This is a genomic window from Burkholderia sp. Ac-20345 (assembly GCF_017104825.1).
GTDB classification, from domain to species: domain Bacteria; phylum Pseudomonadota; class Gammaproteobacteria; order Burkholderiales; family Burkholderiaceae; genus Burkholderia; species Burkholderia lata_B.
In genome coordinates this window covers 1-21,702 of record NZ_JAAGPO010000097.1, presented here as the reverse complement: position 1 = coordinate 21,702, position 21,702 = coordinate 1, and the positions used below count along the sequence as shown (strand labels likewise).

The following is a 21,702-nucleotide window of genomic DNA, read 5'->3' as shown; positions in this document are numbered from 1 at the left end:
ACACATGAAGACGCCATTCACGCTGCACCGCCCCGAGCCGACGACACCCGACGTCGACCCGGATCCGATGCCACCCGGGCACGACGATCCCGTCGATCCGCCCGTGCCCGAAGGGCTACCGCACGGCGACCCGCCGTCGCATCCGCCGCCGATTCGGATGCCGGCAGGAAGCAGTGCACACAACCGTCCGCGCGAACACTGAAAAGGAGGACCCTCATGGATATTCACGTGCAATCGCCAGACAAGCGCGCGATCGCTCAGGTGCTGGGCCGCTATTTCGAATCGCGCTCGTTGCGCTATCACATCGAGGAATTGCCGGGCGGGGTGCTGCAGATCGGCTTTCGCGCGAGCGGCCACCCGGTTGCCGTCACCGTGTCGTTCGACGATGCCGCGTACGACACCTATACGCACTGGGACGCGAGCCAGAAGCAGCTCGCGCTCGGACGGCTCGCCGACGGCTTCTCGCGGATGATGTCGACGCGCAGCCCGGCCGCACTGGCCGGCGACTATCACGTCGAGCGATTCTGATTCCACCACGCTTCACCGGTCGATGCCGGCGTACGGCAAAGTGCCCGCGCGCAGCGGGCGCTTTGCGTCCGCGCACGCGTCGCGTAGGATGTCCGTTAATTCAGCGCATGCTACGTTCGCGCCGCAGGCTGCCAGCCGCTGCAGCCGAAGAAGCGCAATGCGCTTTCCTTCGGGTTCGTTTCGCGCAACCGACGGGGACTGCCTTCATGACTGCTGCTCGCCCTTTGCTGTCACCCGGCGCACGCCGGTTCGTTTCCGGTGTGTCGGCCTGCGCTGCGCTCGCCACGGCCGGCGCCCGCGACGCGGCGGCCCAGACGCCTTCGCCGCTCGGCGAGTGGCAATACTCGGCGGGTGTGCCGCTCGAAAAACTGTACGAGCCGAACGTCTCCACCTGGGATATCAGCATGGGCGCCGCGATGACGCTGCAGCCGCGCTATGCGGGCTCCGATCGCTATCGCGTGATGGGCGGCCCGACTATCGATATCCGCTATCGCGACCTGTTCTTCCTGTCGACGGGCGAAGGGCTCGGCGCGAACGTGCTGCGCGGGCCGAACTGGCGCGTGAGCCTGTCCGTCGGTTACGACCTCGGGCGCCGCTCGGCCGACGATATCCAGCACCTGAACGGCCTCGACAACATCAACGCGGCCCCGGTGATGAAACTGGCGGCCGATTACGTGATCTCGAAGGAATTTCCGCTCGTGCTGCGCGCGGACATCCGGCGCAGCCTCGGCGGCTCGAATGGCTGGGTCGGCGATTTCTCCGCGTACATGCCGCTGCCGGGCAGCAACGAGCATTTCTTCTGGTTCGCGGGGCCGACCGTGTCGTTCGCCGATTCGCGCTACATGAACAGCTGGTTCGGCGTGAGCCAGGGCGCCGCCGCGCGCTCGGGGCTGCCGGCCTATTCGTCGGGGGCCGGGCTCAAGTCGTTCGGCGCGGGTGTAACGATGGCCTGGTTCTTGAACAAGCACTGGTTCATCACGATCGACGGTGCGATCGAGCAGCTCGTCGGCCGCGCCGCGCGCAGCCCGATCACGCAGCAGTCGACCAACGGCGTGTTCGACATGTCGGTGAATTACCAGTTCTGACCGCCGCCGGGCAGCCGATGGCCGATGGGGCATGCGGCATCCGCCGCCACATTTGATATGATTTCGACCTGTACAAATGTACAGTGATCGATCACCGTGACGCCTGCTTCGCCGACGCCCCCGGCGTTTTACTACCTGACCAATTTCGAACGCGCGCTGGCCTGGCTCGGTGCGCGTTACGACGACCTGTTCGACGCGCACGAGCACGCGTTCGTCCGGCAGTTCGCCACGCTGCCGCAGGCGTCGCGCGCGTTGCTCGTGCGGATGCTGATGCGCAACGGGTCCGATTTCCGCGCCAGCAAGCTCGTGTACGACGAAATCGGCTGCGCGCTCGACGCGGCCGCGCCGCTCGTCGAACTCGGCTGGGTCGATCCGGCGCCCGCGCTGACGCTCGACGAACTGTTCGCACTGTCGACCAAGGCCGATCTGCTGCGCATCTTCCCGGCACTCGCCGCGCATGCGGGCGAGCGCAAGCCCGAATGGCTCGAACGGCTGCGTCCCGCGCACGACGTCGCGCAACCGCTCGACGCGTGGTGCGCGCAGGCCGGCGACCGCGTGCTGCGCGTGACGGTCGGCGCGCTGTGCGACCGGCTGCGCCTGATGTTCTTCGGCAATCTCCATCAGGACTGGAGCGAGTTCGTGCTCGCCGATCTCGGCGTGTTCCAGTACGAAAGCGTGCCGATCGCACCGTCGTCGCGCGCGTTCCAGCAGCGCGGCGACGTCGATACCTATCTCGCGCTGCAGATGTGCCGCGATGCGCTCGACGCATGGCCTGACGATCTGCCGTTCGACGACCTGATGCGCGCGATCGACGCGGTCGGCTGCGCGCAGCCATGGCTCGCGACGCGTCGTGCGAAGCTGCTGTTCGCGCTCGGGCAGACCTGCGAGCGCCGCGCCGACTGGGCCGCCGCGCTCGACGCGTATGCACGCAGCGCATGGCCCGGCAGCCGCCACCGGCGCATCCGCGTGCTCGAACGCTGCGGGCGCGACGACGATGCGCTCGCGCTGGCGCTCGATGCGCGCGGCGGCTTCGAGAGCGACGAGGAGCGCCAGCGTGTCGAGCGCATGCTGCCGCGCCTGCAGCGCCGGCTCGGCCAGCGCGTCGAACGTGCGGCCGCAGCGGCGGACGTGCCGCGCGAAACGCTCGTGATCGCGCGCCCCGATGCATTCGTCAGTGTCGAATTCGCGGTTCGCGACCATCTCGCGCAACCGGCTTCACCGGTCCATTACGTCGAAAACACGCTGATCAATTCGCTGTTCGGGCTGCTGTGCTGGGAGCCCGTGTTTGCCGCGGTGCCCGGTGCGTTCTTCCACCCGTTCCAGCGCGGCCCGGCCGACCTGCACGCGCCCGATTTCGTCGCGCGCCGTGCGGACGCGTTCGCCTCGTGCTTCGCGCAACTCGATTCGGGTGCATATCGCGACACGATCCGCCGGCATTTCGCGACGAAGGCGGGGCTGCAATCGCCGTTCGTGTTCTGGGGCGTGCTGAGCGACGAACTGCTCGACGAGGCGCTCGCGTGCCTGCCGCCCGAGCACTTGCGGCTGTGGTTCACGCGCCTGCTCGCGGATATCCGCGGCAACCGGTCGGGGCTGCCCGATCTCGTCCGCTTCTGGCCCGGCGAGCGCCGCTACGAGCTCATCGAAGTGAAAGGCCCCGGCGACCGCCTCCAGGACAACCAGACGCGCTGGCTCGCGTACTGCGTCGCGCACGGCATTCCGGTGCGCGTGATCGACGTCGAGTGGGCCGGCGAGGGCATCGCGCACGCCGAAGCGGCGGGACTGTCCGCATGAGCTACGTCGTCGCGGTGCGGGCGATGTGCGAGTTCACCGCGCGGCGCGGCGATCTCGACCTGCGCTTCACGCCCGCGCCCACAGCGCTCGAAGGCATCGCCGGCCACGGTGCGGTCACGTCGAATCGCGGCGCACGCTACGAAACCGAGATCGCGCTGACGGGCACGTGGGGCACGCTCACCGTGCGCGGCCGCGCGGACGGCTACGATCCGGTGGCGAACCGCCTCGAGGAGATCAAGACCTATCGCGGCAGCCTCGATGCGATGCCGGCCAACCATCGCGCACTGCACTGGGCGCAGGCGAAGGTCTACGCGCACCTGATGTGCGATGCGCGCGGCCTCCAGGACATCGACGTTGCGCTCGTCTATTTCGACATCGTGTCGGAGCGCGAGACGGTGCTGACGCAAACGCTGGCGGCGGCCGAGCTCGCGACGTTCTTCGCCGAGCAGTGCGCGTGCTTCGTTGGCTGGGCCGAGCGCGAGACGGCCCATCGCGCGGCGCGCGATGCGGCACTGCGCGCGCTGGCGTTTCCGCACGGGCAGTTTCGTAGCGGCCAGCGCGAACTGGCGGTGGCCGTCTATCGCGCGGCACGCGACGAGCGTTGCCTGATGGCACAAGCGCCGACCGGCATCGGCAAGACGCTCGGCACCGTGTTTCCGCTGCTGAAAGCCTGCGGCGAGGGCGAACTCGACCATGTGTACTTCCTGACCGCGAAAACGCCCGGTCGCGCACTCGCGCTCGAAGCGGCGACGACGCTCGGTGCGGGCACGCCCGCGCTGCCGCTGCGCGTGCTGGAACTCGTCGCACGCGACAAGGCGTGCGAGCATCCGGACAGCGCATGTCACGGCGAATCGTGCCCGCTCGCGAAAGGTTTCTACGACCGGCTGCCGGCCGCACGCGATGCGGCGATCGAGGCAGGGCTGCTCGATCGAGACACGGTGCGCACGGCCGCGCTCGCGCACGACGTGTGCCCGTACTACCTGTCTCAAGAGCTCGCACGCTGGTCCGACATGATGATCGGCGACTACAACTACTACTACGACGGCAGCGCGATGCTGCACACGCTCGCGCAGCAGAACCAGTGGCGCGTCGGCGTGCTCGTCGACGAAGCGCACAACCTGCTCGATCGCGCGCGCAAGATGTACAGCGCGTCGCTCGACCCGTTCGCGTTCGCGGCTGCGCGCGAGGCCGCGCCCGCGGCGCTGCGCAAGGCTTTCGACCGGCTGGCCCGCGCATGGGGCACGGTCAATCGCGTGCAGGCCGAGCGTTATGCCGCGTATCCCGAGATACCGGGCCCGATCGTGTCGGCCGTGCAGAATCTCGTCGCGGCGATCGGCGAACACCTGGCCGACGCGCCGCGCGCGAACGGCGACGCGCTGCTGCGCTTTCATTTCGAGGCGATCCAGTTCGGCGTGCTTGCCGACGCCTTCGACAGCGCGTCGATCTTCGACGCGACGCTGCATGGCGAACCGATGCCGCGCCAGCCGGCGCTCGACGGCGTTGGGTCGGCCGGCCGCCGGCGCCGCGTCCAGTCGACGCTCTGCGTGCGCAACGTGATTCCGGCCGGCTTTCTCGCGCCGCGCTACGAAGCCGCGTGCGCGACCGTGCTGTTCTCGGGCACGCTGAGCCCGTTTCACTTTTACCGCGACACCCTCGGGTTGCCCGGCGACACCGGTTGGCTCGACGTCGACGGGCCGTTCCGGGCCGAGCAACTGACGGTACGCGTCGCGAGCCACGTGTCGACGCGCTGGCGCGACCGCGACCGTTCGCTCGAACCGATCGTCGACCTGATCGCCGCGCAATACGCGACGCGGCCCGGCAACTATCTCGGCTTCCTGAGCAGCTTCGACTACCTGGGGCGCGTGGTTGCGCTGATGCAGACGCGGCATCCGGATGTGCCCGTCTGGGCGCAGGCGCCCGGCATGGCCGAAAGCGAGCGCGACGCGTTTCTCGCGCGCTTCGACGCGGGCGGGCGCGGCGTCGGTTTCGCGGTGCTGGGCGGGGCGTTCTCGGAAGGCGTGGACCTGGTCGGCGAGCGGCTGATCGGCGCGTTCATCGCGACGCTCGGGCTGCCGCAAGTCAACGACGTCAACGAGCAGATGCGGCGCGCGATGGACGCGCGCTTCGGCAACGGCTACGACTACATGTACCTGTACCCGGGCTTGCAGAAGGTCGTGCAGGCGGCCGGGCGCGTGATCCGCACCGAGCACGACGAAGGCGTCGTGCACTTGATCGACGACCGTTACCGGCGGCGGGAGGTGCGCGATCTGCTGCCGCGCTGGTGGCGGATCGGGTAAGGCAAGGGCCGCCTGACCGTCGTGTACGCGAGCCTGCCGGTGCCCGTTGCCGCGCAACGTCCGCGTGACCGATCGCGTGCGTTTCCGCCCGAGCCGCTTCGTGGATCAAAAAGTTCGAAGCGGTCGCACGGCATCAGATCTGATGCGGCTCGAAATCACGCGTAAAGGATTGCCTCGTAAAGGCATCGACGTAGTCCATCATCGTATCGGCCGCGAGTCCGGCTTCCCGCTCGTCGCCGTCGGCGATCGCACGTGCGACACGGGCGTGCTGCTGGCTGACCTTCAGCAGATCGTTCAGGTCCGTGTGATGGATGAAATAGAAACGCCGGGACAGCGCATGCAACGGCGCGACGGCCTCCGCTGCGAACCGGTTGCGCGCGAGCTGCGCCATGAGCCGATTGGCGACATACAAGCTTCGCAGGTACGCGAGCACGTCGCGTGACTCGCCGGCCACCTCGAGCTTCGCGGCGACTTCCCGCATCTGGCTCCGCTCGTCGGGCAGCGCACGCCGTGCCGCGCGCTGGGCAATGAGGCGCTCCAGTTCGCGGCGGGTTTCGAGCACCAGCAACTGATCATGGATATTGGGTACCGTGATCATGATGCCGTGACGCGGCACGATCTCCAGCAGGTGCGCCGCGGCCAATCGTTGCGCCGCTTCGCGAACCGGTGTGCGCCCGGTATTCAACTTCTCCGCGAGCGACACCTCCGACCATACGCTGCCGGGCGCCAGCTTCAGTGTCACGATGAGTTCTTCCAGTTGCTGATGGGCCTGATCGGCAAGCGATCCGCTGGTCTGTTCGGTCTGGTACATGGGTCGTCGCCTGAAAAATGTCACTAACATATTAGCGCGACTCGCGCCGTGCATCCAACCCCTGCGTGCCGGCCAGCCTGCGTAGTTGCGCGGGTATACCCGCTTTGACGATCGAGTTTCTGATTAATATTCTACTAACATATCAGCGATATCCAAATGATATGTGACTTGGCGTAGGAATCGAATCGTAAGGAAACCGTATGAAACCGAGAGTCGATTACCGGTGGATCATTGCCACCGTGCTGTTCGTGGCTTACAGCATCCAGTTCCTGGATCGCGTGAAAACCAATCTGCTCAACCCGCTGATTGCGGCCGACATCGGGATGAGCGCCGCCGATATCGGTACCGGCACATTCCTGATGCTCATCTTCTACGGGCCTTCGCAATACGTGTCCGGTGTGCTGACCGACAAGTACGGTGCGAAGAAGATGCTGATCTTCTCGGTCATCTCGTGGTCGTTGATGACTGCGTGGATGGGTTTCCTGCACAGCCGGAACGAGTACTTCATCCGGATGGCGCTGTTCGGGATACTGGTCGGCACGGAGTACGTTCCGTCGGCCCGCGTGCTGATGCGGTGGTTCAACAAGGAAGGGCGGGCGCGGGCGCAGGCACTGCTGTCGTGGGCGTGGATCCTGACGCCGGCATGGGCCAGCATCTTCGCGACGCAGCTGGCCGCACACACGGGTAGCTGGCGTCTGGTGTTCTTCATCTCCGGCGCGCTTGGCGTGATCCCGCTGGCCCTGATCGCGTATTTCGTCTACGACCGTCCCGAACACTATCCCCGCATCACTCGCGCGGAGCTCGAATACAGCTACAAGGACGAGATCGAGGCGGGCGTTCTGGACGGCAAGAACTTCACCGACGTGCAACGCCGGATCCTGACGGTCAAGCATTTTTCGTTCCTCGACCTGTTCAAGCATCCTGCCTATATCGCGGTCGTCGTGGTCGACGTCGTGATGCAGGTGACCTATTGGGGCGCATCGATCTGGATTCCGCTCTATCTCGCGGACAAGTTCGGTTTCAAGATCCAGACGATGGGCTTGTGGGCCGGCCTCTATTTCGTGGCGGGCGCGATCGGCAGCTTCGTGTCTTCCTACCTGTCGGACAAGGTTTTTCGCGGCAACCGCCGCGTCATGATCGCGACCTGCTTCACGGGGCTGATCCCGTTCCTGCTGGTGATCGCGACACTGCGAGACGGCAACCAGCAACTCCTCGCGTTCGCGCTCTGCGGGATGGGCTTTTTCGCAAATATGGCGTGGGGGCCGTTCCTTACCGTGCCGGCCGAAATCTTCACCCCGGAGGTGTACGGCAAGGCCATGGGATTCGTGAATGGCGTCGGCTACGTCGTCGCGGCCTTCAGCGCGAAGATTTTCGCGAGCCTCATCGTCACCACTTCGGCGGGCAAGGACTATTCGAACGGCTGGATCTTCCTGGCCGGGTGCGTCCTCGTCGGCATCCTGGCGTCCTGGTTCATTCGTATCGAGCGAAACGACTCGGCGCGTACGTCAGCCAATGAACCGGCTACGACCTGAGCACATTCGGAGGGTATTTCATGTTACTGAGCGAGCATCAAGAAGCGGTCAACATCCTGACCATCGATCGCCCGAGGCGTCGTAACGCGCTGGGCACCGAACTGATCTGCGGCTTGAAAGCCGCATTGCGCGACGCCGAGGCGAACGACGACGTCCGCGCGATCGTCCTCACCGGTACCGAACCGGGCTTTTGCGCGGGGAGCGACCTCAAGGAACTCGGCAACATGAGCATGGCCGAGATGCGCGAGCACGAAGCGGTGACGGCCGCGCTGGCGCGGAGCATCTCGATGCTTCGCAAGCCGGTTCTGTGCGCCGTGTCGGGCTTTGCGCTGGGCGGCGGGGTGGCGCTTGCCGCGGCATGCGATCTCGTCGTGACGACCGCGACGTGCCGATGGCACATGCCGGAAGTGAAGATCGGCTGGATTCCGCCGTGGGGCCTGGAATTCCTGCTGGGCCGATGCACGCCGGCAACCGCGCGGCGCCTCGCGTGGGGCGTCGAAGTCATCGACGGCGCCGAGGCGCAGCGCCTTGGCCTCGCCGATTACGTGACACAGGATGCGAGCGCGCTGCCGATGGCGCTGGAGGTCGCGAACACGCTCGCGAGCTATCCGTTGCCCGCCGTCGTCGCCACCAAACGCTATTTCCGCGACAGCTTCGCCGCCCACGGCGAGATTCGCGATGCGGAAGCCAATCTGTTGTTCGCCGAGAACTGCGAACATCCGGTCGCGAAGGCGACCCTCAATGCCTTCGGAGTCAAAGCATGACCAAGATTTGCTCAGCGCAGGAAGCCGTTTCGAAGATTCCCGACGGCTGCGAGGTGGCGAGTGTCGGCGTGATCGGATGGATTACGCCGGATCGCATCCTGCGGGCCATTCGCGAGCGCCACGATCAGGTCGGTTCGCCCGCGAACCTCTCGTTTTATTTTCCCTGCGGCACCGGCGACTCGATGGGGATCAAGGGCATGGACTGGGTCGCCAAGCCGGGGCTGATGAAACGCATCGTATCGGGCTCGTACGTCAATCCGGTCGATCCGCGCACCGGCAAACGGCCGGAACTGATGCGGCTGATCCGGGAGAATGCGATCGAAGCCTATAGCTGGCCTATCGGCGCGAGCATGCACTGGCTGCGCGAGGTTGCGCGGCGAGGGCCCGGCTACCTCACGCGGATCGGGTTGGGAACCTATGTCGATCCGCGCCAGCATGGCGGCAAGCTGACGGGGCGCAGCGAGGAAGATCTGATCAGGCTCGTCGAGTTCAACGGCGAAGAGTTCCTGTTTTACCCGACGCGCAAACTCGATGTCGGCATCATTCGCGCATCCAGCGCGGACGAGTTCGGCAACCTGTCGTTCGAAAGCGAGGCGCTCATGTCGTCGTCGCTTGCGATTGCGCTTGCGGTCAAGGCATGCGGCGGCCGCGTGATTGCGCAGGTTCAGCGCGTCACCGAACGGCGTACGCGCGCCGTCCAGGACGTCAAGATTCCCGGGGTGCTGGTCGATCATGTCGTGGTCGACGCCGAGCAACTGATGGTGACGGATACGCCGTTCGACGCAGCCTATCTGGGCGGCCAGCCGCCAGCCTTCAACGGCCTCGCGCCGCTGCCGCTGTCGATCGACAAGATCGTCGCGCGGAGAGCTGCCCGCGAAGTGCCTCGCGAGACGGTCAGCATCTTCGGATTCGGCGCATCGTCCGATGCCCCGCTGACGATGTGGGAGGACGGCCTGTTCGAAGGCGACCGGATCAACGACTACTGGATGACGACCGAGCATGGCACCTTCGGCGGCCTCGTGATGAGCGGCTGGCAGTTTTCCGCGAACCTGTATCCCGAGGCGTTGCTCGACGGCCTGAACCAGTTCGATTTCATCAATGGCGGGAACTGCCGGTTCGCGGCACTCGCGTTTGCGCAATTCGATGCCGCGGGCAACGTCAACGTCAGCCGTTTCGGTGCGTTCAATCCCGGTGCGGGCGGATTCATCGACATCGCGTACAACGCACGGGACCTGATCTTTACCGGCACCTTTACGACGGCCGGGCTCGAGGCCGAGATCGGGGCCGGCGGGCTCAGCATCGCGCGTGAAGGGCGGGTCAGGAAATTCGTGTCCCAGGCGGAGCAGATCACCTATCCGGTGATGAAGAACGTCAGGGAGCGCGGGCAGACGGCCAAACTCATTACCGAGCGCGCGGTGTTCGAAGTGGAGCCGGACGGTCTGGTTCTTACCGAGGTGGCAAAGGGGATCGACGTGCAGCGGGATGTGCTCGAGCAGATGGAGTTTCGCCCGAAGCGGATCGCCGAGAAGCTCAAGCTGATGGAAGCCGAGCTGTTTGCGAATTGATGATGGCGCTTGCGGCCACGATTCGCGATGGCCGCGGGCGCCCAACGAGGAGATCATTCGATGGCGATCCAATACGCGGTTCATTGCTCGGACGAGCGCCCCGCACAGGTCCTGCACGCCGATGTCCTGGTGGCGGGCGGCGGGGCAACCGGCCTGGCTGCCGCCGTCACGGCCGCTCGCCAGGGATGCAAGGTGATTCTGGTCGAACGGTACGGCTTTTGCGGCGGCGGTGCGGTTGCCGGATTGTCCGGCACGATCTGCGGCCTGTACGAGGCGAGCGATGGCGACGCGCCGCCGCGGCAGCTGGTGCATGGCTTCGTCGACGAGTTCATTGCACAGATGGAGCGTCGTGACGGGCTGAGCGCGCCGCTCAAGTACGGCAAGACCTATACGCGCGTTCACGAGCCGCTGGCCTGGCGTGAGAGCGCCGATGCCTTGCTCGCCGAAGCAGGCGTGACGACGATCTATCACGCGATCGTCACGGAGGTCCTGATGGAAGGCGACCGTGTCGCGGGCGCGCAGCTGTACACGAAGGAGGGCAAGGTACAGGTCAGGGCCAAGGTCACGATCGATGCGACCGGCGACGCGGATCTGGTTGCGATGACCGGATTGCCGACCTTCATGGGCGACCATGGGCACGTGCAGAACCCGACGATGATCTTCCGGTTGATGGGCGTCGACGTCGAGCGATTCGTGTCGGCCTATGGACGCGACACGATCATGCCCGCCGAGGTGATGGCGCATATCGCGCACGCGAATACCGCTGGCTACCGGCTCCCGCGCACCAAGATATGGCTGTTTCCGACCACGCGGCCGGGCGAATTGCTGTGCAACTGTACGCGTGTCACGGGGAGCGATGGCCGCGAACTGAACGCAGTGCTATATCGCGATTTCTCGGATGCCGAAGTCGAAGGGCGGATTCAGGCGCGCGAGTATGCACGGTTTTTCCGCGAATACCTCGCCGGTTGCGAGGCGAGCTGGGTGAACGACACGGCCGTCCAGGTGGGCGTCCGGCAGACCCGGCAGGCGCAAGGCGTCGCGACGCTGCGCAATGCGGATATTCTCGGCGGCGCGAAATTCGCCGACGGCATTGCGCGGTCGCCATGGCCGATCGAGCTGCACTCCGGAAACCGGCCGCGCGTCGAATGGTTGCTCAACGATTTCTACGAAGTGCCATTTGGCTGCTTCGTCCCTGCCTCCGGCGAATCGCTGCTGTTTGCCGGGCGCTGCCTGTCTGCCGAGCATGAAGCCGTCGCGTCGGCCCGTGTCACCGCGCAATGCTTTTCCTACGGTCATGCGGTCGGGCATGCGGCGGCGCTTTCCGTCAACGAGCATCTTGAAACGAGACAGATCGCCGGGCAGGACATTCGCCTGTTGCTCAATCGCGATGGCGCGGATCTCGATTGAGGGTTGGTTGAAAGTCGCCTGGTTCGAGCGGGAGGGCCGATGCCACGAGCCGGTGGCGCGGCTCGTCCTGCGGGCCAGCGCGCTGATTACGCGCTTATGTGCTCGTGCTGCGTCGGATCAGGCGCAGCGGTGGCCTCGATCTGGAATCGCCGCCATTACGCTGCTGCGCGACGCATTGCGGTGAAGCGGCGATGGCCTTTCGATGTACTTGCCATGGTGCGTCGCGAGCAGCGTGGTCCTCTTATCCGATCGATGACGGTACCGAGGTCGTCGTGATTTGCGGAAACGAGCAGAAGGGAGACGGGGCAATCGGCGAACTTTCCTAGAGTACGTTCAGCATCGCGAGCGCGGCTTCCTGCAGATGCGGCAGCACGCGCCGCACGGCCGCGTCGGTCGTTTCCGCGCCGATCGGCATGTTCGTGCTCAATGCGGCGACCACTTCACCGTGACGGTTCTTCAGCGGCACCGCGATTCCGCGCACGCCGACCTGCAATTGCTGTTCGATCGCGGCGAACCCCGCATCGCGGGCCTGGTCGACCTGTTCGAGCAGGCGCGCCTTGTTGGTGATCGTGTGCGGTGTGAACGGCGGCAGTTCGGTGTCGTCGAGCCACGCGCGCACGGCTTCGCGATCGGGATGATGGGCGAGCAGCACGACGCCCGGCGACGTGAGCGGCGCCGGCACGCGCGCGCCGAGCACAAAGCCGGTCGTCATCACGCGCGACACGCCGTTGCGCGCGATGAACACGAGTTCCCAGCCGTCGAGCACGCTCACGTACGCCGACTCGTTCAGCGACGCGCTCAATTGCTGCAGATAGGGCTGGACCGTGCGCGGCAAGCGTGCCGAATCGAAGTACGACCAGCCGACCCGCAGCACGCGCGGCGTGAGACCGTACAGCTTGCCGTCGGTGTACACGTAGCCGAGCGATTCGAGCGTCAGCAGGTAGCGCCGCGCGGCCGTGCGCGTGAGACCGGTGCGCGCGGCGGCCTGGGTGGGCGTCATGCGCGCATGCTGGCTGTCGAACGCCTCGAGGATCGCCAGACCCTTTTCGAGGCCGGCAATCCAGTCGCGTCGGTCGAGTTCGGGCTTTTTCATTGTCGGAAGGTGGCTTCTGGGTGCGCGGTAATCGCGCGTGAATGGGCGATTATCGCGCAGATCGGCGCAGCCGCGACGCGCGACCGGGGCTTGCATGATTCGACGCCGGATGCGTGCCCCACGCCTGGAACATGACCGTCGAAGACAACCGCCGACACGCCGAGCTGCCGGATCAGCCTGACGTGCGCGACCTGGGTGGGAGACATGCCGAAAGCCTTGCCGCTGTTCCGCAGCATTGCGGGGACGCTCTCGCTGGCCAAGCCGCGCTAGAATCGCCGCCTCGACTGGAACAGAACAATGAAAATTTGCGAATCCGCGTTGGCCGTGCTCGTCGCGGCCGTACCGCTGCTTGCCGCGGCGAACCCTTCGTCCGGCACACCGCTCCCGAAGCCGACCGTCGACGTGCGTGCGTGGCCGCGCACGACGTCGCCGAAATTCGGCTGCTACGTCGAAACGATCTTCGGCTACCGTGACAAGCGCTTCAATTGCGCGCTGAAGAAGTACCGGAACACCGGCGATGCGTGCAAGAACACGAAGGCCTACTACGAAGGCCCGGCGTTCCCCGACCGGCTCGCGGCCGGCGTGCATCCGCTCGCGACGAAGGTCGAACTGGACTGGGAGCACGGCGACCTGCAGATGGTCACCATCACGCTGAAGGGGACGTGGAACGAAGCGGACGTGCGCAAGGCGTTCGGGTTGCCGCGTGCGGAAGGGCGCAAGCTGTCCGAAACGGAGTTACGGTCAGTGCCTGACAACCTGATGGACACGAGTGTCCAGTATCCGTCGGCCCCACTCGACGAAAGCCTGGCGAAGCGTCCGAGCAACCCTGCGCGCGGCACGACGGCCGTGATGCTCTACGGGTTCGACCACATGGGCGCGGGCGATGTCGATTGCGGGGGCGGGGAGTAACGCGTGGCGGATTGTGCGGCCGGCCGGAGCTGGTCGACGGGGAAGTGTCGATGACTGCCGGGCTGCCTGTCGACGCAGACATGAAAGGACCGGCGGGAAGGAGGCAGCGCCGCTGTCACACGTACCGCCTCCGGCGCAGCCTTACTCGCTGCTCGTCCACTCGACGTTCGCGCCGACCGAGCGCAGGTTCTCGACGAAGTGCGGGTGCGCACGGCGGATCGGCAGCGCGTTCATGATTTCCGAGCGGCCCTCGATGCTCGCGGCCACCATCAGCAGCGCGATCGCGACGCGGATGATGTACGGGCTCTCGACGCGCGCCGGCGTCAGTTGCAGCCCGCCGAACGTGATCAGGCGGTGCGGATCGGACAGCAGCACGTGCGCACCGAACTTCGACAGCTCGCCGGACCAGCCGAGCGCACCGTCGTAGACCTTGTTCCAGAACATCGCGCTGCCTTCCGCGCGCACGCCGAGCGCGATGAAGATCGGCAGCAGGTCGACCGGCAGGTACGGCCACGGCGCGGCTTCGACCTTGGTGAGGATGTTCTGCGTGAACGGCCGGCGCACGCGCAGCGGGCCATCGCGTTCCGCGCGCGACCAGCCGTCGCGGTGCGTGACGTTGACGCCGAACTTCGCGAACGTGCGGTCGATCAGAGGGAAGTGTTCGGGAGACGAGTTGCGCACCGTGATGTCGCCGCCCGTGATCGCACCGAGCGCGAGGAACGTCGCGATCTCGTGGAAATCCTCGGCGAAGCGGAACTCGCCGCCACCGAGCTTGCCGCCGCCCGTCACGCAGAGCCGCGACGTGCCGATACCCTCGATCGCGACGCCGATCATCGCGAGGAACTGGCAGAACTCCTGCACGTGCGGCTCGGACGCTGCGTTCATCAGCGTCGACGTGCCGCTCGCGGTGGTCGCGCACAGCGCGAAGTTTTCGGTGGTCGTGACCGACGCGTAGTCGAGCCAGTGATCGTTGGCCGTCAGCGGGCCGTCAGTGCGGACGATCAGCGAATCGGGCGTGCGCTCGATGTGCGCGCCGAAGCGCTCGAACACCTCGACGTGCGGATCGATCTCGCGCACGCCGAGCGTGCAGCCCTTCACGTCGTTCTCGAGGCGCGCGACGCCGAAGCGCGCGAGCAGCGGCGGGATCAGCATGATCGACGAACGCATCGCTTCCGGCAGCCGGTGGACGGCCGGATCGAATTTCGTGTTGCGATGGTGGAGTTCGAGCAGGCCCGTCGTGAAGTCGACCGACACGTCGCTGCCGAGCGTGCGGAAGATGTCGAGGATCTTGCGCACGTCGGTGATATCCGGCACGCCGATGAGGCGCAGCGGCTGATCGGTCAACAGGGTGGCGCACAGAATCGGCAGGACGGCGTTCTTGTTCGCGGACGGCTTGATGTCCCCGCGCAGCGGAGTGCCGCCGTGGACGATGAGATTCGACATGATATGGGGGCGTATCGGTGACTGACGTAGGCCCATATGATGCCATTGGTAGGCGGGCGGCGTGGAATGTTCGGAGGGGAAAACGGGGAATCGACGCGTGTAACTGACAGTGTTTGACGTCGTGCACGCGAGGAGCGGGGTGTTGCCGGTCGACGTCGAGCGATGTGTGATGGCCGGCCGCGGATCGGACCGGCCATCTGGTCGGGGCGTTACTGCGCCGCCCGCATCCGCGCGGCGACCACCAGCGAGATCAGGCAGCCCACCGCGAGATAGCCGGCGACGAGGTGCCACGAACCGCCGGCCACGCTGACGAGGCCGACCGCGATGAACGGCGTGAACCCGCCGCCGACCACGCTCGCGAACTGGTAGCCGACGCCCGCGCCGCTATAGCGGTATTCGGCGCCGAACAGCTCGGTGAACAGCGGCTGCTGGACGCTCACGACCATGTCGTGCGCGGCATTCGCGAGCAGGATCGAGAAGATCACGATCCACGCGATCGACCGCGCCTCCAGCGCGACGAAGAACGGTACCGCCGACGCGACGCCGATCAGCGCGCCGATCAGGTAGATGCGGCGCAGGCCGTAGCGATCGGCCAGCCATGCGAAACACGGGATCGTCACGCAACTCACCGCGCCCACCAGCAGGCCGATGTTCAGGAACAGGTCGCGCGACATGCCGAGGTTCGTCGTCGAATAGCTGAGCGCGAACGCGGTGACGATATACATCGTGAACAGTTCGGCGAGCCGCAGCGCAATGATCAGCAGGAACGCCTTCGGATGGCGCGTGAGCGCTTCCAGCACCGGCAGGCGCAGCTTGCGGTTGCCGTGTTCGACCTTCTCGACGAACTCCTGGGATTCATCCATGTTCTTGCGCACCCACAGCCCGATCAGCACGAGCACGATGCTGAACACGAACGGCAGGCGCCAGCCCCACGACTTGAATGCGGCCTCGCCGAGCGTGTGGTTCAGGATCGACACGATGCCCGTGGCCAATACGAGGCCGACGCCGTAGCCGACCTGCACGCCGCTGCTGTAGAACGCCTTCTTTTGCTTCGGCGCGCTTTCGACGGCCATCAGCGCTGCGCCGCCCCATTCGCCGCCGACCGCGAACCCCTGGACCGCGCGCATCAGCACCAACAGCACGGGCGCCCACCAGCCGATCGTCGAAAACGCCGGCAGCAGGCCGATCGCGACCGTCGACAGCCCCATCAGCATCACGGTCAGCACCAGCATCCGCTTGCGGCCGAGCCGGTCGCCGTAGTGGCCGAACACGACGCCGCCGAGGGGCCGGAACAGGAAGCCGACGCCGAAGGTCGCGAACGCCGCGAGCGTGCCCATCGTCGGGCTGACTTTCGGGAAGAACTCGGAATTGAATACCAGCGCGGCGACGATCCCGTACAGCAGGAAGTCGTACCAGTCGACGACGGCGCCGACGAAGCTGCCGATCGCGGCCTTGCGGGCCTGGCTGCGTATGCGGGCGCTGGCGGCGGCGTCGAGGGTGTCGAAGGTTGGGGTCATGGCGGTGTCTCCTGGCACGGCGCATCGAGGAATCGTGGCGGCGCCGCGTCCGATGCTGCATTGAAGTCGATGGGTGAACGGAGAATAGGGCGCGCGCCGTACGGCGGCAATTGGCCAATCGGACAGAGTGCGCGATTATCGTTCAAGTCCGTGCGATTATCGAACGCTTTCCGGGTTTGCACTAGGCGGCGCGGCGATATCCCGTTTGGCCAGGGTGTGCCGCCGTGAACGATCTGGTTAAAATCGGCAGCATAGAAAACTCGCCCGTTCGGGGCGGATGCGCGGTCGCCACCCTGGCCGCGCATGCCGCACGCGACGGGCGCCATCCCCATCGACCGCATGTCCCCGGAGACTGGAATGCCCGGCAATTCCCACCCCCTGTCCAGCGATACGCCGCCCGTTAGCGATCCGGCTGCCAATCCGCTCGGGATGGCCGGCCTCGAATTCGTCGAATTCGCGGCGCCCGTGCCGGAAGCGCTCGCGCAGCGCTTCGAGCAGTTCGGGTTCAAGGCGATCGCGCGGCATGTCAGCAAGAACGTCACGCTCTACCGGCAAGGGCAGATGCATTTCCTGATCAACGCCGAGCCCGATTCGTTCGCCGCACGCTACGCGGAGGAATACGGGATGGGCGTCTGCGCGATCGGGCTGCGCGTGGCCAGCGCCCGGCGCGCGTTCGAGCGTGCGATCGAGCTCGGCGCGTGGGCGTTCGAGGGCGAGAAGGTCGGCGTCGGCGAGCTGAAGATCCCGGCGATCCAGGGCATCGGCGATTCGCACCTCTATTTCGTCGACCGCTGGCGCGGGCGCGACGGCCAGCGGGGTGGCGTCGGCGACATCTCGATCTTCGACATCGATTTCCGGCCGATCGACATCGCGACCGCGCATACCGATCTCGACTGCGTGGGAGTCGGGCTGCAGCAGGTCGATCATTTCACGCAGACCGTCGGCGCGGGGCGCATGCAGGAGTGGCTGGATTTCTACCACGACCTGCTGCATTTTCGCGAGATCCACGAAATCGACGCGCATTGGCATGTGTCGGAGGAATCGCGTGTGATGGTGTCGCCGTGCGGCGCGGTGCGGATTCCGGTGTACGAGGAAGGCACGCGGCGCACCGAGCTGATGCATGCGTATCTGCCCGACCATCCGGGCGAGGGTGTGCAGCACGTCGCACTGGCCACCGACGACATCCTGTCCTGCGTCGATGCGCTGCGCGCGAACGGCGTCGAATTCATCGAGCCGCCGGCCCGCTATTACGACGACGTCGACGCGCGGTTGCCGGGGCACGGCGTCGATCTCGACGCGCTGCGCCGCCGCGCGGTGCTGGTCGACGGCGAGATCGGCAGCGACGGCGTGCCGCGCCTGTTCTTCCAGACCTTCGTCAAGCGCCGGCCCGGCGAGATCTTCTTCGAAATCGTGCAGCGCAAGGGGCACCACGGATTCGGCGAAGGGAATCTCGCGGCGCTCGCCCGCGCACGCGACGCCGGCTGAGCGGCACCGGCGCCCGCATCCGGCGTCACGCGTCACGCGTCACACGCCGAGCCTCACGCGCCGGCGGCCGGCACGCGGTTCGGCGCGGGGTCGTTCGGCTCGCGCAGCGCGCACGCGGTGCCGCCCGGCGTGTACATCGACACGACACAGCGGTTGCACGACGTGCAGCCCGACTGCGCGAGCCGGCCGTCGCGCAGCCCGTTGACGAAACCCGGCTCGAACACGAGCGCGCGTGCGAGCGCCACCGCATCGAACCCTTCGCGCATCGCCAGCTCGACGTTCTCGCGCGAACGTACGCCGCCGAGGTAAGCGAGCGGCATCCTGACAGCTGCGCGCACCTTCTTCGAGTGCTCGAGAAAATACATCTCGCGAAACGCGCCCATCTTCGGCTCGGTGAGCTTCTGCAGCGCCATCGCGGCGCGCACGATCGCATTGTCGGTATTCGCACGCGCGTCGCCGGGCAACGGGCTGCCGAACAACTGCCACACCGATTCGACGTTCATCCCGCCGCTGAGCACGAGCAGGTGAGCGCCTTCGACTTCGAGCCGCCGTGCGATTTCGCAAGCGTCGTCGGCCGTTCCGCCGCCGCGCACGCCTTCGGTCACGCCGATCTTGCAGACGACGGCGAGGTCGCGGCCCACCGCATCGAGCACGCGGCGCAACACCTCGACCGGGAACGTGGCGCGTCGTGCCGCGTCGCCGCCGTACGCATCCCGGCGGCGGTTGTACAGCGGCGACAGGAACTGGCTGAGCAGATAGCCGTGCCCCATATGGATCTCGACCGCATCGAAGCCCGCGTCGCGCGCATGGCGTGCGGCCTGCGCGAATTCGTCGGCGACGGCCGACATCTGGTCGCGCGTCATTGCCTGCTTCAGAAAGCGGCCGCTCATCAGGCCGACCTTGTTGAAGCCGCCCGATGCACTCAATGGCCGTTGGGTCGACAGCGACGGCAGGAACGTGAAGCAGCCGCCGTGCGTGATCTGCGCGGATGCGGCGGCGCCGTGGCGATGGACGGCGTCGGTCAGTGCGCGGAACTGGCGGACCGTCGGCCGGTCGAGCCTTGCCTGGTCGACGAACGTGCGGCCGTCGTCGCTGATCGCGCAGTACGCGACGGTCGTCAGCGCGGCGCCGCCTTCGGCGATGCGTTCGTGAAAGCGGACGAGCGCGCGCGACGGCACGCCGTTCGGCGTCATGCCCTCGTTGGTGGCGGACTTGATCAGGCGGTTGCGCAGCGTCAGCGGGCCGATCTGCAGCGGGCTGAACGCGGTCGTGAGGTCGGCGGTTTTCATGTGGGGGCGGGCGTCGGGAATGGGCTTGGCGATCATTGTGCGCAACCCGCACCGGTGCGCATCGTCCAGGTGGATGGCCCCATCCGGTCGAATGAAGCATAAGACGGCGGCCCGTGGCGTTCGGGCGCAGGCGATGCTGCCGGTTTGCAGGAATGCATCGATCAAAGGCATCGTGACGATGCGGCATGCCGCAAACGACGAGAACATCCGGAGAGCCGCATGAGCAGCCAGTCGCAGCCCAAGCAGAAGCAGACGCGCCTGCCGAAACCCGCCGGGCGCCAGGCGATCCTGACCGAGCAGCGCTGCCGGAAGATGGCGCGTGCGCCTCACGCGTATGTGCGCGGCAATACGGCCCGGTTTTACGAATGGCTCGTCGAAACCAGCGGCAGCGCACTGCCGCACGGCCCGTCGATCTGGATTGCTGCGTGACGCCGGACGGGCGGGATGCGTTGTCAAAATACAAACCAAAGGCTGTATTCGACGAAAACAAGCGATAGCCTGTCAGGCGAAAAACCGACCCGCCGTCCCGCGTCAACGCCTCACGCCGCCCGCAGCGGATTCGCGTGCGTCCCCCGTGCGCTTTCCGGATCGTCGTCGCCGAGCGGAATGAACGCCATGATCTCCAGGTCGTGCCCCGACAGCGCGGGCAGCCGGAACGGGCTCGACAGCACGTTCAGCCGCCGCACGCCGAGCTCGCGCAGGATTTGTGAACCGATCCCCGTCACGCGTCCGTCGCGGCGCGCAGGGCCGGCCGGCACCCGCATCGCGTCGCCGCGCATGTCGCAGTCGAGCAGCACCGCCACCCCGCAGCCGGCCGCGTCGATCCGTTGCAGTGCGGCGTGCAGCGGCCACGAATGCGCGGAGGGCTCCGCATCGAGCAGGTCGAGCAGCGAGTGGCATTCGTGCACGCGCGTCAGCACCGGCGTCGACGGATCGGGCTCGCCGCGCACGAGCGCGAGATGCGGCGCGCCGTGCACGGTGTCGCGATACTCGATCGCGCGGAACCGGCCCCACGGTGTGTGCAGCGGCCGTTCGCCGACGCGTTCGACGAGCGATTCGTGTTCGCGTCGGTAATGGATCAGGTCGGCGATCGTGCCGATCTTCAGCCCGTGATGCGCAGCGAACGCCTTCAGCTCGGGCAGCCGCGCCATCGTGCCGTCGTCGTTCATCACCTCGCAGATCACCGATGCGGGCGTGAGCCCGGCGAGCGCCGCGAGATCGCAGCCGGCCTCGGTGTGCCCCGCGCGCACGAGCACGCCGCCCGGGCGCGCGGCGATCGGGAACACGTGGCCGGGCTGGACGAGATCGTCCGGGCGGGCGCCGGCCCGCACCGCCGCACGGATCGTGTGTGCGCGATCGGCAGCCGAAATGCCGGTCGTCACGCCTTCGGCCGCCTCGATGCTGACGGTGAACGCGGTGCCGAACGGCGTGCCGTTGTGATCGGCCATCGGCGGCAGCTTCAGTTGCTCGCAGCGCTCGGCGGTCAGCGTCAGGCAGATCAGCCCGCGCCCGAAGCGCGCCATGAAATTGATCGCGTCGGGTGTCACGTGATCGGCCGCGATCACGAGATCGCCTTCGTTCTCGCGATCCTCTTCGTCGACGAGCAGCACCATCCGGCCCGCGCGCAGCTCGTCGACGATTTCCAGGGTGCCGGCGAGTGTCATGGTGCCTCCGTCGCGTCGAACGCACGGCGCAGCGCATCGGCGCCGAAGGTCAGCACGCGGTCGGCCGCATCGACCGCGCCGAGCATGCTCGCGAAACCGTGAAGCTGGCCCGGCCAGCGCACCAGCGTCACCGGCGTGCCGGCCTGTGCGAGACGCAGCGCATACGCTTCGGCCTCGTCGCGCAGCGGATCGAATTCGGCGCTGACGATCGTCGCCGGCGCCGCGCCCGAGACCTCTGGTTCGGCGAGCGGGCTGGCAAGCGGCGACGCGCGATCGGCGCCGTCGTCGAAATAGTGGTGCTTGAACCAGCGCATCATGTCCGCCGTCAGGAAATAGCCGTTGCCGAGCGTTTCGTACGACGGATGCTCGGTCGCGCAATCGACGACCGGATACAGCAGCAACTGGTGCGCGATCGCGATGCCCGAGCCACGCAACTGCAGTGCGGCGACCGCCGCCAGATTGCCGCCGGCGCTATCGCCGGCCACGGCCACCGCGCCGGCGCGGGCGCCGAGATCGCGCGCA

Annotated in this window: 19 protein-coding genes; 12 read left to right on the top strand and 7 right to left on the bottom strand. The window is 66.7% G+C overall.

Annotation, left to right across the window (positions count from 1 at the left end; all coding sequences use genetic code 11):
* Positions 1-4: 4 nt before the first annotated feature.
* From G3O06_RS28735 to G3O06_RS28715, 5 genes are all read left to right on the top strand, one after another.
* On the top strand, positions 5-202 hold the full coding sequence (locus G3O06_RS28735) for a hypothetical protein (protein ID WP_174969950.1): 198 nt from the start codon (positions 5-7) through the stop codon (positions 200-202).
* Between the two features lie 14 nt (positions 203-216).
* The gene (locus tag G3O06_RS28730) at positions 217-528 is read left to right on the top strand and encodes a hypothetical protein (protein ID WP_011355236.1); all 312 of its coding nucleotides are present in this window, start codon (positions 217-219) and stop codon (positions 526-528) included.
* A gap of 206 nt (positions 529-734) precedes the next feature.
* Positions 735-1,613: a MipA/OmpV family protein gene (locus G3O06_RS28725; protein ID WP_174913892.1), complete on the top strand. Its 879-nt coding sequence runs from the start codon at positions 735-737 to the stop codon at positions 1,611-1,613.
* A 96-nt stretch (positions 1,614-1,709) separates the two neighbouring features.
* Positions 1,710-3,404: a VRR-NUC domain-containing protein gene (locus G3O06_RS28720; RefSeq protein WP_205818264.1), complete on the top strand. Its 1,695-nt coding sequence runs from the start codon at positions 1,710-1,712 to the stop codon at positions 3,402-3,404.
* Complete coding sequence (locus G3O06_RS28715) at positions 3,401-5,701, top strand: ATP-dependent DNA helicase (protein WP_205818263.1); 2,301 nt, start codon at positions 3,401-3,403, stop codon at positions 5,699-5,701. The genes G3O06_RS28720 and G3O06_RS28715 overlap by 4 nt, the downstream gene beginning before the upstream one ends.
* Before the next feature lie 133 nt (positions 5,702-5,834).
* Here the strand turns inward: G3O06_RS28715 and G3O06_RS28710 are convergent, their stop codons facing one another.
* Positions 5,835-6,566 carry a GntR family transcriptional regulator gene (locus tag G3O06_RS28710; protein WP_241020293.1) on the bottom strand — a complete coding sequence of 244 codons (732 nt, stop codon included), beginning with the start codon at positions 6,564-6,566 and terminating at the stop codon, positions 5,835-5,837.
* Positions 6,567-6,712: 146 nt separating this feature from the next.
* On the opposite strand from G3O06_RS28710, the gene G3O06_RS28705 reads away from it, so the two are divergent.
* Genes G3O06_RS28705 through G3O06_RS28690 form a run of 4 tightly spaced genes read left to right on the top strand, consistent with a single transcriptional unit; the run spans position 6,713 to position 11,780 of the window.
* Complete coding sequence (locus tag G3O06_RS28705) at positions 6,713-8,044, top strand: MFS transporter (RefSeq protein ID WP_174913904.1); 1,332 nt, start codon at positions 6,713-6,715, stop codon at positions 8,042-8,044.
* A 20-nt stretch (positions 8,045-8,064) separates the two neighbouring features.
* Entirely contained in the window at positions 8,065-8,808 is a 744-nt protein-coding gene (locus G3O06_RS28700) for an enoyl-CoA hydratase/isomerase family protein (RefSeq protein WP_174996531.1), read from the top strand.
* On the top strand, positions 8,805-10,373 hold the full coding sequence (locus G3O06_RS28695; RefSeq protein ID WP_205818262.1) for a CoA-transferase: 1,569 nt from the start codon (positions 8,805-8,807) through the stop codon (positions 10,371-10,373). Before G3O06_RS28700 ends, G3O06_RS28695 begins: the two co-directional genes overlap by 4 nt.
* Positions 10,374-10,433: 60 nt before the next feature.
* Positions 10,434-11,780, top strand: a complete 1,347-nt coding sequence (locus tag G3O06_RS28690; RefSeq protein WP_205818261.1) for an FAD-dependent oxidoreductase — start codon at positions 10,434-10,436, stop codon at positions 11,778-11,780.
* 322 nt (positions 11,781-12,102) lie between these two features.
* On the opposite strand, the gene G3O06_RS28685 is transcribed toward G3O06_RS28690, so the two are convergent.
* The gene (locus G3O06_RS28685) at positions 12,103-12,873 is read right to left on the bottom strand and encodes an IclR family transcriptional regulator C-terminal domain-containing protein (protein ID WP_011355232.1); all 771 of its coding nucleotides are present in this window, start codon (positions 12,871-12,873) and stop codon (positions 12,103-12,105) included.
* A 297-nt stretch (positions 12,874-13,170) separates the two neighbouring features.
* Here G3O06_RS28685 and G3O06_RS28680 point away from each other — a divergent pair, with 297 nt between their 5' ends.
* The gene (locus tag G3O06_RS28680) at positions 13,171-13,782 is read left to right on the top strand and encodes a hypothetical protein (RefSeq protein WP_205818260.1); all 612 of its coding nucleotides are present in this window, start codon (positions 13,171-13,173) and stop codon (positions 13,780-13,782) included.
* A 141-nt stretch (positions 13,783-13,923) separates the two neighbouring features.
* Here the strand turns inward: G3O06_RS28680 and G3O06_RS28675 are convergent, their stop codons facing one another.
* Entirely contained in the window at positions 13,924-15,225 is a 1,302-nt protein-coding gene (locus G3O06_RS28675; RefSeq protein WP_174996535.1) for a UDP-N-acetylglucosamine 1-carboxyvinyltransferase, read from the bottom strand.
* 209 nt (positions 15,226-15,434) lie between these two features.
* Positions 15,435-16,742, bottom strand: coding sequence for a shikimate transporter (gene shiA, locus G3O06_RS28670; protein ID WP_175001798.1), 1,308 nt, complete (start codon positions 16,740-16,742; stop codon positions 15,435-15,437).
* A gap of 357 nt (positions 16,743-17,099) precedes the next feature.
* Here shiA and G3O06_RS28665 point away from each other — a divergent pair, with 357 nt between their 5' ends.
* On the top strand, positions 17,100-18,227 hold the full coding sequence (locus G3O06_RS28665; RefSeq protein WP_174996536.1) for a VOC family protein: 1,128 nt from the start codon (positions 17,100-17,102) through the stop codon (positions 18,225-18,227).
* Positions 18,228-18,280: 53 nt separating this feature from the next.
* Here the strand turns inward: G3O06_RS28665 and G3O06_RS28660 are convergent, their stop codons facing one another.
* Complete coding sequence (locus G3O06_RS28660) at positions 18,281-19,516, bottom strand: NADH:flavin oxidoreductase (protein WP_205818259.1); 1,236 nt, start codon at positions 19,514-19,516, stop codon at positions 18,281-18,283.
* A gap of 219 nt (positions 19,517-19,735) precedes the next feature.
* Here G3O06_RS28660 and G3O06_RS28655 point away from each other — a divergent pair, with 219 nt between their 5' ends.
* Positions 19,736-19,945 carry a DUF2252 family protein gene (locus G3O06_RS28655; RefSeq protein WP_205818258.1) on the top strand — a complete coding sequence of 70 codons (210 nt, stop codon included), beginning with the start codon at positions 19,736-19,738 and terminating at the stop codon, positions 19,943-19,945.
* 110 nt (positions 19,946-20,055) lie between these two features.
* On the opposite strand, the gene ribBA is transcribed toward G3O06_RS28655, so the two are convergent.
* Positions 20,056-21,180, bottom strand: a complete 1,125-nt coding sequence (gene ribBA / locus G3O06_RS28650) for a bifunctional 3,4-dihydroxy-2-butanone-4-phosphate synthase/GTP cyclohydrolase II (protein ID WP_174913937.1) — start codon at positions 21,178-21,180, stop codon at positions 20,056-20,058.
* A partial coding sequence (locus tag G3O06_RS28645) for an alpha/beta hydrolase fold domain-containing protein (protein ID WP_205818257.1) occupies positions 21,177-21,702 on the bottom strand: 526 nt, incomplete at its 5' end. The genes ribBA and G3O06_RS28645, both read right to left, overlap by 4 nt.

What these genes read in the sequence shown, in the direction of transcription:
- G3O06_RS28735 (WP_174969950.1), top strand. Translation starts at nt 5, where the DNA reads ATGAAGACGCCATTCACGCTGCACCGCCCCGAGCCGACGACACCCGAC.
- G3O06_RS28730 (WP_011355236.1), top strand. Translation starts at nt 217, where the DNA reads ATGGATATTCACGTGCAATCGCCAGACAAGCGCGCGATCGCTCAGGTG.
- G3O06_RS28725 (WP_174913892.1), top strand. Translation starts at nt 735, where the DNA reads ATGACTGCTGCTCGCCCTTTGCTGTCACCCGGCGCACGCCGGTTCGTT.
- G3O06_RS28715 (WP_205818263.1), top strand. Translation starts at nt 3,401, where the DNA reads ATGAGCTACGTCGTCGCGGTGCGGGCGATGTGCGAGTTCACCGCGCGG.
- G3O06_RS28710 (WP_241020293.1), bottom strand. Translation starts at nt 6,566, where the DNA reads ATGCACGGCGCGAGTCGCGCTAATATGTTAGTGACATTTTTCAGGCGA.
- G3O06_RS28705 (WP_174913904.1), top strand. Translation starts at nt 6,713, where the DNA reads ATGAAACCGAGAGTCGATTACCGGTGGATCATTGCCACCGTGCTGTTC.
- G3O06_RS28700 (WP_174996531.1), top strand. Translation starts at nt 8,065, where the DNA reads ATGTTACTGAGCGAGCATCAAGAAGCGGTCAACATCCTGACCATCGAT.
- G3O06_RS28695 (WP_205818262.1), top strand. Translation starts at nt 8,805, where the DNA reads ATGACCAAGATTTGCTCAGCGCAGGAAGCCGTTTCGAAGATTCCCGAC.
- G3O06_RS28690 (WP_205818261.1), top strand. Translation starts at nt 10,434, where the DNA reads ATGGCGATCCAATACGCGGTTCATTGCTCGGACGAGCGCCCCGCACAG.
- G3O06_RS28685 (WP_011355232.1), bottom strand. Translation starts at nt 12,873, where the DNA reads ATGAAAAAGCCCGAACTCGACCGACGCGACTGGATTGCCGGCCTCGAA.
- G3O06_RS28680 (WP_205818260.1), top strand. Translation starts at nt 13,171, where the DNA reads ATGAAAATTTGCGAATCCGCGTTGGCCGTGCTCGTCGCGGCCGTACCG.
- G3O06_RS28675 (WP_174996535.1), bottom strand. Translation starts at nt 15,225, where the DNA reads ATGTCGAATCTCATCGTCCACGGCGGCACTCCGCTGCGCGGGGACATC.
- shiA (WP_175001798.1), bottom strand. Translation starts at nt 16,742, where the DNA reads ATGACCCCAACCTTCGACACCCTCGACGCCGCCGCCAGCGCCCGCATA.
- G3O06_RS28665 (WP_174996536.1), top strand. Translation starts at nt 17,100, where the DNA reads ATGCCCGGCAATTCCCACCCCCTGTCCAGCGATACGCCGCCCGTTAGC.
- G3O06_RS28660 (WP_205818259.1), bottom strand. Translation starts at nt 19,516, where the DNA reads ATGAAAACCGCCGACCTCACGACCGCGTTCAGCCCGCTGCAGATCGGC.
- G3O06_RS28655 (WP_205818258.1), top strand. Translation starts at nt 19,736, where the DNA reads ATGAGCAGCCAGTCGCAGCCCAAGCAGAAGCAGACGCGCCTGCCGAAA.
- ribBA (WP_174913937.1), bottom strand. Translation starts at nt 21,180, where the DNA reads ATGACACTCGCCGGCACCCTGGAAATCGTCGACGAGCTGCGCGCGGGC.